Source organism: Arthrobacter sp. ISL-69 (genome assembly GCF_018613775.1).
In the GTDB taxonomy this organism is placed as follows: Bacteria; Actinomycetota; Actinomycetes; order Actinomycetales; family Micrococcaceae; genus Arthrobacter.
Map to the genome: position 1 here is coordinate 1 of NZ_JAGGPO010000049.1, position 12,217 is coordinate 12,217.

Here is a 12,217-nt window from a genome sequence, read left to right on the forward strand (position 1 = left end):
GAGCACCACCAGTAACACCTGGTCGTCGGACAGCTTGAGACGGCCGGAGCACCACCAGTAACACCTGGTCGTCGGACAGCTTGAGACGGCCGGAGCACCACCAGTAACACGGGGCGGGCAAGTTGAGAGCATCCTTATGCATTCCTTGCCCGCCCCGACCGTTCGGGTCTGCTGCCCGGCCTCTCAGCGCATGCGCTCGGCGAGCTGGTCGAAGAACTCGGCGACCATTTTGTCTGCACCGTCCTTCATCAACTCGGCCCCGCCAAATCGGTAGACCTCGTAGCCGGCGAGCCTGAGCCGTCGGTCCTCGGAGACCATCTCGCTGTAGAGGGCTGGGCTCGCGGTATGGCCGTTCGCGTAGTGCTGCTTCCCGTCGACCTCGAGGACCACGCGATGTCTGCTGGAGAACAGGATGAGGAAGTCCATCCGCTGCCGTGCCAACGGGCTGCCGCTCTGGCCAGCAGATCGACGAGCCGACTGGGGCGCGGGGTCGAAGTGCAGGTAGACCTGTGGGATCAGAGCCGGGATGTCGAACTGGCCGTCCATGTAGCGTTCCGCGTAGGCGTCGAAGACGCGGAGCTCAACCTTGTTGTTAAACCCCCAAGCAGCTCCAGACAACACCGATCTGCGCCAAGTGCGCACCACACTCGGTTGCACCATCACGGCCGCAGCCCGCGAACTTGGCCAATGGCCCTCCAAAATTTCCCTCCTGGAACGGGGCCTCCTCCGCAACGACACTCTGGCCACGCACTACCGCCAATGGTTGACCGAGCAACAGAAAAAGCCCGGTTTGACGCTATAGAAGAAGTAGCATGCCCCGGTTAGGCTGTCCGCATGGGGGAAAATGGGAGTGAAATCTGTTTCGAAAGTGGCAAAGCAACGATGTGGCTTGGCGCTGATGGGATCCTGCACTTGGTCTGGACCAGGAACTCAACGCTCCTGCTCGAGGACGCCGTGGAAGCCATCAAGACCGGCGAGGTGCTAAGCGGAGGACGTAGTCTCCCGCTGCTTGTGGAGATCAACGGTAACCACCTGACACCAGAACTCAGGGAACACACGCTGAAACACGGGACCGCTTCCGCAGTCGCCACCGTCGGCGTGACAAGCACCGATCGGGTACAGGCTGCCTGGATGCGCCGGAACAGCAGCATCCCCCAAGCCTATTTCACCCGCCGTGAAGACGCCGTGGAATGGATCGCCGCGCTCCCACACGAGGGCAGCCCCGGAGCATCAAGATCGTTAAGACTTCCGGACTCAACCGGAAGTGCCACCGCCATGCGCAGCCTCGAACCCTGCTAAAGCCGAAGCCACGAGCCCCGTGGCGGAAGGCCACCAGCCAGGCCCTGACCCCGCCACCCCACACAACCGAATAGGTGCCCGCGGCGCCAGCCAGAGGCCGCGGCCAGTGTCAGAGGGACCCGCGGAGGTCAATGCCCACACATTCAGCAAAAACCCCTCTGACGAGGGGTCATGCGTGCCCGAGGTGGGACTCGAACTGCATTCCAGACCCTGCGAATCCACCCCTCCCCCAGAAACATCGCCAATCCGAGCCAGTCCGGCGCCAGTACGAGCCAGTCCTGAGCCCAAGGTGTGCACATTGTGCACACCGCACATTGACAGTCCGGACGGGGCTGCACCATCTGAAATAGACTGCTTTTCCATCAGCCGGTCCCGGCCCCGTTGCCGCACGAAACGTCGCTAGGACCTCTTACGCCAGGGACAACACAAATGAGAGCACGAAACCCGCCGCCGTGCTCAAGGCCACTGCCGGTCCCCCATGTTCGAACGCCTCCGGCATCAGAGTGTCAGCCAGAGCGGCGATCACTGCTCCGGCCGCGAAGGCCAGCGGCAACGAGATTGTCTGTGGGCTGCTGCCGGAGAGCGGGCCGGCACCGACTACTACGGCAATGACCAGCACCACCGAGCACAGACCCCACAGCCGTATGATGGCGGACGTGGACATGCCTTGGCTGCGCATTGAGGCTGCTCCGACGAGGGCCTCGGGCAGGTTGGAGACGAAGATCGCGGCCAGCAGCGCTAAGCCGCCGGTACCCTCGCCCAAGGAGACGCCGAGCGCGAGATTCTCGGGTACTCCATCAAGCGTGGCGGCGGCCAGCAGAGCCAGACCCGCCGCACCCCGGGTGGACGCCGCCGACGGCGCACGTCCCGTCGCGGCGGCGTCGGTGTCGAGCTTGGGACTGCCCCGGTATTCATCCGCGGGAACGGGGTGCGAACCGGCTTGGGCCCAGCGGTCGAGCAGGGCACTCAACACCGTGAACACCACCGCACCGATGAACAGACCGAACGCGGCGAGCCAAATCCCGCCGCGCTCGAAGGCATCCTCGAATAACTCGAAAGTCAGGGCGGTAATCAGGGCGCCCGCAGCGAAAGACAGAATGATTGCCAGAACGCGCTTTGGCAACTCGAAACGCACACCCACCAAAGCCCCCAGCACTAAAGCACTGGAAGTCACGACACCGAAGAGCAGCGACATCCCCACATCGACATTATGGATGGCTACCGGAATCGAAGACAACAGCGAAACAAAACCTACGGATATCGGACTTTCTCGTGTACTTGAGCCTCACAACGCACCTAACCGCGGCGCAGTCCCAGAGCGGTGGCGGTGTGCCGTCGAACGCGTGCTCGCCCCACGGACGCGGTACTCTAAATCGCAGACCAATTCAGGTGGATGAATGAAAGCCAAGGGCCGTAAAGGCATATTCGGAGCCGACCTGAAGATCCCCTTCGTACGCCAAACCACTGCCCCGGCTGCGACAGGAATCGGTGCACAACCATGCGATCCAATCTGGTCTGCGCTGCTTGCGAATCAGCGGTGGTATTGCTCCGTCAAGGCGGGCCAGGGCACGAGGGCCGGGATGGAACCCCGTGGCATTGCAGCAACCGGAATTGTCCCTACAGCACAAAGCGCACGAAGCCGGCCCTTGACTGGTACCGACGCACCTCGCTAGGTAGAGATTAACCGCGCCGACCCGGCCCAGCACACCATATGGGTACTGTCGATTTCCTGACTTGCACGTTCTCGACAGTCTTCGCGGTGATAAACCAGTTACATCTGTGATCGTCGGGGATTCCATGCCCCCTCGATGCAGGCTGCTACCGGACCCTGGAACCGGCCGGAGGGCTCGGAGTCGACCTCATCGGTCCGGCGCCTGCTGTTCCTAGGCCGCTGATGGCCAAGAAAATGGCCACCCACTCGGGCTACCAGGTTCTAAACTGCGCCTATGCCAGATATGGACGGTGGCCCACCGGGCGCCTGTTGTCGACCGCCTCGCGGCTCGTTGAGCACGCGTGGAACGAGAAGCTGGGCGATATCGGGTTAACCCATGCCGGGGTGATCGCACTGGACGTCTTGGCGGCTAACGGCCCCATGACCCAGTCTTCACTTGCGCAGATCGTCAGGGTGCAGGCCCCAGACCATCGGCAAGACCCTCATGCGCCTGGAGGCGTACGGGTACGTCCGCCGCCAGCGCAGCCGGGCCGACCGCCGCAGCCAGATCGCGTCCATCACCGATGCCGGCACGTCTGCGAGGGAAGAGGCCCGCGATCTTGAACGCTCAGTCCTGGCCAGCGCGGCGGTCGATACCGACGCACTGCGGAGAGAACTGCAGTCCATCGTTCTTGTCCTTTCTGCCCGGGCGGAAGAGACCAGATCGACGACACTGGCGCCCGGAAGCCAGTAGCACTCCCCTCGACGCCTAGCTCCAGTTTGGGCCTCCGGTCCACTCCTGCCCGATGTATCCAACAATCAGGCCCACGTCATTCAGCACGGGCAAGAGGCACCAATGTCACTGGTGGTGCGAAGACCCGCCGGCAAGTGGCAACAGGCAGGAATTCGGGTAACAGGCAATCTTCTGCCGGTCAGGCTGCAGCGTCGGCTCGAACCGTAGCCCTTGTCCCGGGGCTTTTGAGGGAGCACGATGACAGATGACAGGGACGTCCTGCAGACTATCCCAACCGGCGGGAGGACTGATGACCCGGACCAGCGATGTCGCGCCGGTGCCGCAACGGTTGAATGCCGTGAGGGCTCTGGGCGCCGGTGCCCCTCGCGGGCGCAACAGGGACCTCTGCCCCTGAACATGGTCGCGTACCTGTACATGGTCTGGCGGGCCCGGCCGGCCAGCAGCACTCCCGAAGCGACCGTAGAGAAACTGGCCGACCTCACAGGCCTCTCGATCCCGGGCAGCGAGGACGAACGCATGACCCGCATCTCAGGGCTAGGACCTTGGACTCGTGGCCGGTACCGGCGTCGGTGCCGCGCTCGGGTTGGCCCGCGCCGCCGGTTACCGGCCCGGTCTGATCGGCACTTTCCTGACCGCCACGGCCGGCGCCCTTGTCGTCGACAACGGTCCCATGACTGCGCTCGGCGTGACCGATCGTCGCGCCTGGTCGGGCGCAGACTGGCTCAGCGACACTTCCCGCACATGGCCTACGGCATCGCGGCCGCGGCCGCGGCCGCCCTTCTGGCCATGGACCCGCCACCCAGCCGCCGGACCTGACAAGGTACGGCACGACCCCGACAGCGTCGGCTCTCATGAAGTTCCATCCTGGCCGTCAAAGGCACTGCAAGGCACCGGACGCTGCCAGCGCTCGCATTCCCCGCGCAAATACCGGCCAATCCCCGCTCCGTCACACCAACCAGGCTTGAGGCGATCGTCAGAGCAGAGCAAAGCCCGGTGGACTCCATCAATCGTCGCGTCGGTCCTGAATCAACCTTCCATATCCAGGGATAGGGCATTTTCCAATTTTCGGACCAAGGGCCGTGATTGTTGTCTACAAAAGCGTTCTAATGTTGATGATGTGACCGTATAATGACGCTAGCAATGCAAGTCACCTAATTTATGAAAGGACCAACGGATGAAGAAGATTGCCGCAACACTTTTGCTCGGCGGCGTTCTGGCTGTTGCAGGGTTCGCCGCACCAGCCAACGCCGACCCGAAGTCAGACACAACTGTCAGCACCTCCAGCAAGACCGTAACCACGCAGTCCTCCATCGGTTGGTGGCCTAACTAGTTCGGCGAGCAGGCTGCCCCCGGATTTCAGAACCGGGGGCAGTTCCATTTAAGGCAGATGAACTTCTCGAAAGGGAGAAACTGTTGACACCGCCAACTGATTAGTTCGGAGGAGGAATCCTGGAACTGCCGGAAATCCTGAGCGACGAGCGTGTCGAAGATGCCGCCCTGCTCCTTAGACGCCACTACCTCGTCCCAGGCGGCAAGACCGGGATGCTCAGCATCGGCAGTTATTTCGATGAGTGGGCCGGCCGAGGCGACACTCCAGACGTGAGAGACAAGATCACGGACAGCGATCTTGTAGCGGTGTCCATGTTCTCCATCACCTTCCCGGCCAAGGCTGCCGTTGGCCTTCGAAAGCCCGACGTCGTCTTAAACACCCCCCACGGCCAAGCTGCTCGAGCTTTTCGCCGCCCCCGCCGCGACGCTGCTCTCACACATCCAAAGCAACGAGGTCCCGCAACAGATCAGCGAAAACCTGCAGGCGGCCCTGGAAGCCGGGACATGGCCGTGCCTGCGAGATCCTGATGCCAGTCCACGGGGGCGGGAACGAACAGGCCCTGGCTGAACTGATGCAGCAGGCACGCCGGAGAGGTTTATCGGGTCTGAGCGGTCAACCGGGTTTCGCTGTCATTGCACTGTCTGCACGGCCGGCGAAACTGTCGGTCGGGGTCTTTCACATGGTCGCGGGGACAGGATTTGAACCTGTGACCTCTGGGTTATGAGCCCAGCGAGCTACCGAACTGCTCCACCGCGCGTCGCTGGATCAACACTGCCGGCAAAGTGGTGAGCGACTGTCCCGAAAGCGCGGGTTGCGGGGCTGAGGAAACAGGCAACTAAGAAGACGTCACGCCCCAGCTGGGATCACCCACGCCAGCTCACCCCTTGGACAGAGCCCCAGGACCGGATAGCCAGAGCCTGTCTCCTAGATGGCACAGCCAGGTGAGGATGGCGCTAGTCGTGACGGCGGCTCGGTAGGTGATCAGGATTCGTGCGGCAGTGACCGCTGGGCCGTGATTAGTGTGACTGACATGGGAGCCATCGAATTCGTCACGATCGAGGTCGCCGACACCACCGCGGCTGAGGCCTTCTACACCGCCGCCTTCGAGGTGGGCAGCAGGGTGCGGGTGCGGGCATCGCAGGCGCCGACGACCGGCTTCCGCGGGTTTCACCACGTCATCTATCGTGACCCAGCCGTCCACCGTCAACAGCCTCATCGACAGCACCCTCAATTCCGGCGCAACAGTGCTCAAGCCGGCAGCGAAGTCGCTGTGGGGATACGGCGGCGTCGTCCGGGCCCCGCACGGCACGATCTGGACGGTCGCGTCCTCGTCGAAGAAGGACACCGGTCCGGCCAGCCGGCAGATCGATGTGATCGTGCTCCAGCTCGGCGTCACAGATGTGGCCGCAAGCAAGCAGTTCTATCTCGACCACGGCCTGACCGCGGCCAAGAGTTACGGAAGCAGATACGTCGAGTTCAACACCGGTACCATCAAGCTGACGCTCGACAAACGTGGCGCCCTCGCTAAGACCGCCGGCGTTTCACCGGACGGCACCGGGTCGCGCCGGCTCGTGATCGGCAGCGACGCAGGCGCCTTCACCGACTCAGACGGATTCGTCTTGGAACCACCGCTGGACTGAGCTGCACGTTGCGAGCCGGTGCTAGAGCAGGATCCGCTCCCACTGCTCGCCCGTGAACACCCGACCCCGCGAATCCGACTTCACCACAGACTGCTGCGCGCACCACAGAATGCTGCGCGCACCACTGAAGTTATAGCAGACACTGCTCTAGGCCATAGGGGCATTGCGTCTCTGTATGTGGCTACCCTGCATGGCTCGGACGACGGAATCCAGGACGCCGGGACTGTGCGGGCTGTCCGCCACATGCACGAGGTCAGCCGCCACCCGGGCCAGCTTTACGTTGGTGCGGCTGCTGTGGTTCATCAGGATTCTCATGGCCTCGTTGGAGCCGATCAGGAGCCGGCCCATCAGAATGCCCTGCGCCTGGCCGATTACCGTCCGGCTCGCAGTGGCTCCGGCGATGGCCTCCCTGGCAGCCTGCTCAGTTTCCTGGTGGACGGTGGCCGTGAGATCAATCATCACCCCATCCAACGCCGTCACCCGCCCGGCAGCGTCAAGGATTCCTTCCCCGCAGGTCAGCACCCGCCGGACGCGGCTCCGGGAATCAATGATGCGGTGGTAGAGGCAGAAGTAGCCACCTTCCCGCGATATCTGCCTGATGATTTCAGCGGCAGGGTCACGGTCATCGGGGTGCTTATGGGCCAGCAAAAGCTCCACGCTGGGCACAACCTCGCCGGGGCTGAAACCATGCAGACGGAACAACGCCTCCGACCACACAAACGTGTTGGTGGTTATGTTAAGGTGGAAAGTTCCGGCAAGGCACTCACCGGCTCCCAGAGCACTGGAATACGTCAGAGGGCTGGCCATGATTGAGTGTAACGGGCATCCGTGCCCACCGGACACCAACCAGGAACCCCAGTCACAGAATGTGCGAGCCCGCCCGCTCTGGGGCCCGCGGCGACCGTCCGGGACTCGTCGACTCGATGGCCATATCAGAGCGTTGTACCGTCTAATTGCCATGGCCCGCCTATCCCCCATTAGGCGGGCGTTCGTCTACTACTATGACCACTGATGCCGCGCGCCGAGCAGGCAGGCAATAGCCACTGCCCGCCTAACCGAAACATCCAGGGGTCATCAGTTGCTGCAGAGACTCGCGAAATAGCGTCGCAGAAGCGACTGAATGCGCGGATCCTGATGCAGGATGCCTGGCCGGCGTGCTGCATGGCTGCGTACCCGACGAGCCACTTTTACGGGGTGCTGCGAGGGGTGTTCCCGGACTTGCGCCTCCGATCCAGCACGAGAGCGACTGCGATGCCGAACATCCAGACGTCCTTTGCCAGCGCTGTCCCCTTCTGACTGGGGCGGATGCCATCTGGCTCGGTCATTCCGGGAGTCCTCCGATACATGGTCAACATGGATCCGGAGAAGATCCCGAGACCGACTCCGACCAAACGGCTGGGCAGGAAAGGTGCCAGTAGTGCCGCACCGAGGGTCATTTCCGAATAGCTGAGCATCTTGCCGAACGTTTCGGGTCTGATCCGGCTGACTGGCGGAATAACCCTGGCCGCCATTGCCTGGAGCCCTGCCGCACTGTCCTTGTCCAGATTGCGCTTGGCGTAGCCGGCATTCAGGATGAAAGCCCCGGTCGTCAGGCGAAGGGGAATGTGGCTCATTCTTCTCATGTTTGATCCCTCCATAAGGCTCGGTCCCCCTTCACCTGAGCCTAGTTTCACTCCCGCTGCCCCGCCAGACCGCCGTTCGCCACGAGTATTCCGTTGCATACCGACTGGCTCAGCTGGCGTTTTGTCGAACTCCTACAACGTCTCGAACCCGCCCCGCATCCTTGGGACCGGGATACCCTGTGGGACGCTCCCGGACCACCATGTTGCCCGGGAGTAGCATGGAAATGTGGGCGAGGAGGTACCGGTGCCGCTCTCGGAAGAAGAACGCAAGCGGATGGCCGAGCTGGAGCTATGAATGATCCTGAGTTGGCGCGGGAACTGAAATCGGAAAGGTCCATTTTCGGCCCACAATGTCTTCGGTAGCCGCCGGTCTGATCGTGTTAGTCGGCATGCTGCTGATATTGGTCGGGATCTCGACGGTACAGCCCGGCAAATTCTTTCAGTTACTCTGTCAGCGGTTTGGCTTTTGGTCAGAGCCCGGCACCGTGTCCGTCACCGGGTTCCTGGGCTTCGGGGGAATCCGTCTTCTCCGGGAACGACTGGTTCTCCCCCACCTCACCGGGGTGTGCCGGTGGCCTTTCCCCGGGTTTTCGTTCTTTAGTTTGTCGTCCGGGTTTGCACCGTGGGTGGTGTTGCGGCGGGCGGCCGTGCGATCTCCTTCCAGAGTGAGACGGGACACGTTTGGTCAATCCGGAGCCACTTCAGCGCCGACCGCTGCCGCCGTTGAAGGGGGTCAAAGGACAGGCAGGCTTCCGGGTCCCCCTGCCTCCGGAGGGCTGGGAACCGGCCGTGCGGCGCCCGGACAATGTGGCTTCTGGAGCTGACCTTCGTCGTCATGGGCATGGCCTGGCGCGTCTTCGAAAGGGTTGGTCCGGGCCGGGGCTCCTGCCCTGCGGCGGCGCAGCAGGGCCCAGCATTTGTCCAGGTCCTCTTCCAGATCCCGAAGTCTGACCCGGCGCTCCGCGTACGCCTCGTCCGCGTTGTGCGGCCACGATGCCGCGGATTCTTCACGGAGCCGGTGTTCCTCAGTGACCAGCGCCTGAATGCGGTCAAAGATGTCCTGGTTATTATCCATCTACCATTTCCTCCCCGCTTTGGGGACTCGCCCGGCCCGGAACGGAGCGTCAGTGCCCCTGATGTAGGATTGGAACGCTCATTGTGCGCATGAACACCGAATACCGGAAGATCAGGCCAGCGGCGCTGTCCCGGCAGATCCTAGCCCTCACCGGCCGGCTCGAACCCTCGCCACCGCCAACAACCAGCGCCCGTCAAACCCCCAGTCAACGAGGACTGGAACCGCCGACCCAACCGGAGGTTTTCCAATGATGCAACGTATGCTCCTTCGCGGAGGTATTGACATGAGGCAACAGGGGCATCGGGGAGCCTTTTCGGTCTGATGATCCGGATCGCGAGATAGGGGCAGACTCCTGACCGGCGGGATTCACGGCAGTGCCCCGTGGCAAGAAAATCGCCGGTTGAAACGGCAGCGCCGGCTTTGGTAGGGCGGAGCGAACCTCGCCGATGGTCAGGTGTCTTCCGCCGGTTTGACGCTGGTCTCGTCCCGGGGATTCGACTCTCCGGTGGGGCGTTGCGCCAGGGAGTCGTCCGTGCCGGTGTGTGTCCGTCCGGGTTCTTCGCCTTCCTCGCGGATGACGTCCTCTCCTCTGCGCGCCGTGCTTTCGCCGACCCCCTCGGGTGCCTGGTCCGTGGCGCTGTGTTTATCCGGGACCTCCGGGGAGGCGGGGCTCTCGGGGTTCTCCAGTGGCGATTCGCTGCCGAATGCCCGTGCGGTACCTGTCGCAGGTTTCCCCCCGCCTACAGTCCTGCCGTCGTATGGCGGCACTTCGCTGGTACCGATATCGATCTCGCCGCCCGGATCCGGATTAACTCCGCGGGTATAGTCCCCGCCGGCCCGATCGTCTTTAGGTGGTCGTGTCGCTTTCATTGCATCCTCCTAGTGATGGGTGTCCCGTCTTCCATGCCGGTACGGTCATCGTCCGGCGTTCATGAGGAACCTGCCTCCCTGTCAAAGCGGTGCAGCACTCTCCTTCGTCGCTGCTGCAAACGGGGTCGGAGCCGGGCTGCCGATGATCACTTCCTTGTAGAGCTGAAGATGTTCGGAGACCATTCGTCGACTGCTGAAGCGTGTCTCGGCCGCGCGGCGGCATGCACGCCGGTCCAGCCGTCCGGCCATAGTCAGGGCTGCCGCCACTTCGCGGAGTCCGCTGCCCAGGAAGCCGGTGGCCCCGTCGTCGATGATTTCCGGGGCGGAGCCCCGGCGGGTGGCGACGACAGGGGTCCCGGCGGCCAGTGCCTCGATCATGACCATGCCGAAGGGCTCCGGCCACTGTATGGGATTGAGCAAGGCGACAGCACCTCCAAGGAGCGCGTACTTCTCCGCAGTGTTCAGCTCGCCCAGAAATTCCACATCGGGGCCAAGGAGCGGCTCGATAACGGCGCGGAAGTACTCGTGCTCGTCCCGGCTGCACATTTTCGCCCCAATCCGCAACGGCATGCGGGCCAGCCGTGCTGCCCTGATGGCCTGGAGAAGACCCTTGTCCGGATGCATCCGACCCAGAAAGCACGTGTAGCCTCCCTCGCCCTGTCCGACGGGAACCTCGGCGGTGTCGATGCCGTGGTGGATGACGCGGCTGATCCTGACGCCGGGGGCGGAGTTGGCCTGATGGTGTGAAATAGCGATCAGCGAGCAGTCAGCCGTCATCGCCTGGTAGAACCCCTGCGCTGCTCCGGCGAGGGGGCCATGGGCGGTAGCGACAAGAGGCGTATTTGTTGGCCGGTGCCGGTACAGCGGACCGGCCAGCGTATGGTCGTGGACGATATCTACACCGTGCATCGCCTCATAGGCGAAGACAACGTGCCGAAGCTCATCCGCGCACAACCCCGTCCGGCCCGGATCCCCCGCAGCCACCCCGGGAACCTGCCGGACGGGGCAAGTGCTGCCAGCTGCGGCGGCCAGAAGAACCTCGTGCCCGGCAGCGGTCAGCCCCCGGGCCAGCACATCAACGACGGCCTCGATGCCGCCATAGGACGGCGGCGGGACCTGTATCCACGGGGGGGCGATCAGGCCGATACGCATCCTGGCCCACCAGCCGAGATGGTCATACCCTGATGGAGACGCAGCCCTCGCAGGTCACCGGCCTCCCGGGCCGGACCGGCGGGCTCATGATCGGGCTTATTAACGGCTGCCATCAGCTTCCTCCTTCTGGCGAGAACTGCTGCATAAGCTGGCGCGAACAACGGTGTTGCGCCGAAAATTCAACCGCTCCAACTAACATACTAAGCCTACTGATTATTTGCGTCCAGACCCTCCTCAAGCCCCGGGGGCAGCTCCTGCTCTCCAACTTCCGGCTCGGCCAATGAGGCGCACCAAAAAAAGCCTTCCTGAAGAGGCCGCGTGGACCCTTGGTGGCGCCGAGCCTAGGCAACTGGAAACGGAGCCGCGCAACCACGGCAGAAACCTCAAACTGAGCACCGGCCCGTAGCCGCGGCTACGGAAGAGCTAGCGTCCGGAAGGTCCCTTCCCCGTTCCGCCCGTCATCGTGGCGGTCAAACGGCAAGCTTGGGAAATTCCCTCCGTGGCGGACTTCAGGGAGGGGATGAGTGCTTTCGCCGGGCCTTGGCTGCGGCGAGTTCGCGTTCCAGGTGCCGGTTGGTGGCTTCCAGTTCGAGGACTGCCCGGATGCCGGCGAGGTTCAGCCCGTCTTGGAGGAGCGTGCTGATCCGCCGCAGAGTCGCCAGATCCTGTTCGCTGTATAGACGGGTTCCGCCAAGCGTCCTACCCGGCTCCAGCAGGCCCTTGCGCTCGTACAGGCGTAGGTTCTGCTGCCCCATCCCTACCAGTTCAGCCGCCACGGAGATGGCGTAAACCCCCGAAGCGTTGCCGATGTCCGGCTCCATTGG

At 63.2% G+C, this 12,217-nt stretch carries 13 protein-coding genes and 1 tRNA gene; 5 read left to right on the forward strand and 9 right to left on the reverse strand.

The genetic code is table 11. The annotated features are described in order from the left end of the window. Positions 1–183: 183 nt before the first annotated feature. The gene (locus J7I79_RS22585; protein WP_214957250.1) at positions 184–618 is read right to left on the reverse strand and encodes a DUF559 domain-containing protein; all 435 of its coding nucleotides are present in this window, start codon (positions 616–618) and stop codon (positions 184–186) included. 216 nt (positions 619–834) lie between these two features. Here J7I79_RS22585 and J7I79_RS22590 point away from each other — a divergent pair, with 216 nt between their 5' ends. Further along, positions 835–1,299: a hypothetical protein gene (locus J7I79_RS22590; RefSeq protein WP_214957252.1), complete on the forward strand. Its 465-nt coding sequence runs from the start codon at positions 835–837 to the stop codon at positions 1,297–1,299. A 409-nt stretch (positions 1,300–1,708) separates the two neighbouring features. Here the strand turns inward: J7I79_RS22590 and J7I79_RS22595 are convergent, their stop codons facing one another. Further along, a complete protein-coding gene (locus tag J7I79_RS22595; RefSeq protein ID WP_214957329.1) occupies positions 1,709–2,500 on the reverse strand; it encodes a ZIP family metal transporter in 792 nt (263 codons plus the stop codon). A 907-nt stretch (positions 2,501–3,407) separates the two neighbouring features. Here J7I79_RS22595 and J7I79_RS25030 point away from each other — a divergent pair. The 3 genes from J7I79_RS25030 to J7I79_RS25035 all read left to right on the forward strand — a co-directional run bounded on the left by J7I79_RS25030 (position 3,408) and on the right by J7I79_RS25035 (position 5,561). Then, complete coding sequence (locus J7I79_RS25030; RefSeq protein ID WP_396020240.1) at positions 3,408–3,704, forward strand: hypothetical protein; 297 nt, start codon at positions 3,408–3,410, stop codon at positions 3,702–3,704. A 1,174-nt stretch (positions 3,705–4,878) separates the two neighbouring features. Beyond that, positions 4,879–5,034, forward strand: a complete 156-nt coding sequence (locus tag J7I79_RS22605; protein ID WP_214957253.1) for a hypothetical protein — start codon at positions 4,879–4,881, stop codon at positions 5,032–5,034. 212 nt (positions 5,035–5,246) lie between these two features. After that, positions 5,247–5,561, forward strand: a complete 315-nt coding sequence (locus J7I79_RS25035) for a DUF6308 family protein (protein ID WP_396020241.1) — start codon at positions 5,247–5,249, stop codon at positions 5,559–5,561. Positions 5,562–5,714: 153 nt separating this feature from the next. On the opposite strand, the gene J7I79_RS22610 is transcribed toward J7I79_RS25035, so the two are convergent. Beyond that, positions 5,715–5,791 (reverse strand) — tRNA-Met (locus J7I79_RS22610). A gap of 427 nt (positions 5,792–6,218) precedes the next feature. On the opposite strand from J7I79_RS22610, the gene J7I79_RS22615 reads away from it, so the two are divergent. Further along, positions 6,219–6,674, forward strand: coding sequence for a glyoxalase (locus tag J7I79_RS22615; protein ID WP_251043176.1), 456 nt, complete (start codon positions 6,219–6,221; stop codon positions 6,672–6,674). Positions 6,675–6,821: 147 nt separating this feature from the next. Here J7I79_RS22615 and J7I79_RS22620 read toward each other — a convergent pair whose 3' ends face one another. The 6 genes from J7I79_RS22620 to J7I79_RS22645 all read right to left on the reverse strand — a co-directional run bounded on the left by J7I79_RS22620 (position 6,822) and on the right by J7I79_RS22645 (position 12,214). After that, entirely contained in the window at positions 6,822–7,481 is a 660-nt protein-coding gene (locus tag J7I79_RS22620) for a PAS and ANTAR domain-containing protein (protein WP_214957255.1), read from the reverse strand. A gap of 380 nt (positions 7,482–7,861) precedes the next feature. Beyond that, a complete protein-coding gene (locus tag J7I79_RS22625) occupies positions 7,862–8,287 on the reverse strand; it encodes a hypothetical protein (RefSeq protein WP_251043177.1) in 426 nt (141 codons plus the stop codon). A 742-nt stretch (positions 8,288–9,029) separates the two neighbouring features. Next, a complete protein-coding gene (locus J7I79_RS22630) occupies positions 9,030–9,371 on the reverse strand; it encodes a DUF2630 family protein (protein WP_214957259.1) in 342 nt (113 codons plus the stop codon). Positions 9,372–9,821: 450 nt separating this feature from the next. Beyond that, the gene (locus J7I79_RS22635) at positions 9,822–10,241 is read right to left on the reverse strand and encodes a hypothetical protein (RefSeq protein WP_214957261.1); all 420 of its coding nucleotides are present in this window, start codon (positions 10,239–10,241) and stop codon (positions 9,822–9,824) included. 81 nt (positions 10,242–10,322) lie between these two features. Continuing rightward, the gene (locus tag J7I79_RS22640; RefSeq protein WP_214957262.1) at positions 10,323–11,393 is read right to left on the reverse strand and encodes a glycosyltransferase family 4 protein; all 1,071 of its coding nucleotides are present in this window, start codon (positions 11,391–11,393) and stop codon (positions 10,323–10,325) included. 509 nt (positions 11,394–11,902) lie between these two features. Then, positions 11,903–12,214 carry a MerR family transcriptional regulator gene (locus tag J7I79_RS22645; RefSeq protein WP_214957264.1) on the reverse strand — a complete coding sequence of 104 codons (312 nt, stop codon included), beginning with the start codon at positions 12,212–12,214 and terminating at the stop codon, positions 11,903–11,905. Between the last annotated feature and the right edge of the window lie 3 nt (positions 12,215–12,217).

What these genes read in the sequence shown, in the direction of transcription:
- J7I79_RS22620 (WP_214957255.1), bottom strand. Translation starts at nt 7,481, where the DNA reads ATGGCCAGCCCTCTGACGTATTCCAGTGCTCTGGGAGCCGGTGAGTGC.
- J7I79_RS22630 (WP_214957259.1), bottom strand. Translation starts at nt 9,371, where the DNA reads ATGGATAATAACCAGGACATCTTTGACCGCATTCAGGCGCTGGTCACT.
- J7I79_RS22635 (WP_214957261.1), bottom strand. Translation starts at nt 10,241, where the DNA reads ATGAAAGCGACACGACCACCTAAAGACGATCGGGCCGGCGGGGACTAT.
- J7I79_RS22640 (WP_214957262.1), bottom strand. Translation starts at nt 11,393, where the DNA reads ATGCGTATCGGCCTGATCGCCCCCCCGTGGATACAGGTCCCGCCGCCG.
- J7I79_RS22625 (WP_251043177.1), bottom strand. Translation starts at nt 8,287, where the DNA reads ATGAGCCACATTCCCCTTCGCCTGACGACCGGGGCTTTCATCCTGAAT.
- J7I79_RS22645 (WP_214957264.1), bottom strand. Translation starts at nt 12,214, where the DNA reads ATGGAGCCGGACATCGGCAACGCTTCGGGGGTTTACGCCATCTCCGTG.
- J7I79_RS22590 (WP_214957252.1), top strand. Translation starts at nt 835, where the DNA reads ATGGGGGAAAATGGGAGTGAAATCTGTTTCGAAAGTGGCAAAGCAACG.
- J7I79_RS22605 (WP_214957253.1), top strand. Translation starts at nt 4,879, where the DNA reads ATGAAGAAGATTGCCGCAACACTTTTGCTCGGCGGCGTTCTGGCTGTT.
- J7I79_RS25035 (WP_396020241.1), top strand. Translation starts at nt 5,247, where the DNA reads ATGCTCAGCATCGGCAGTTATTTCGATGAGTGGGCCGGCCGAGGCGAC.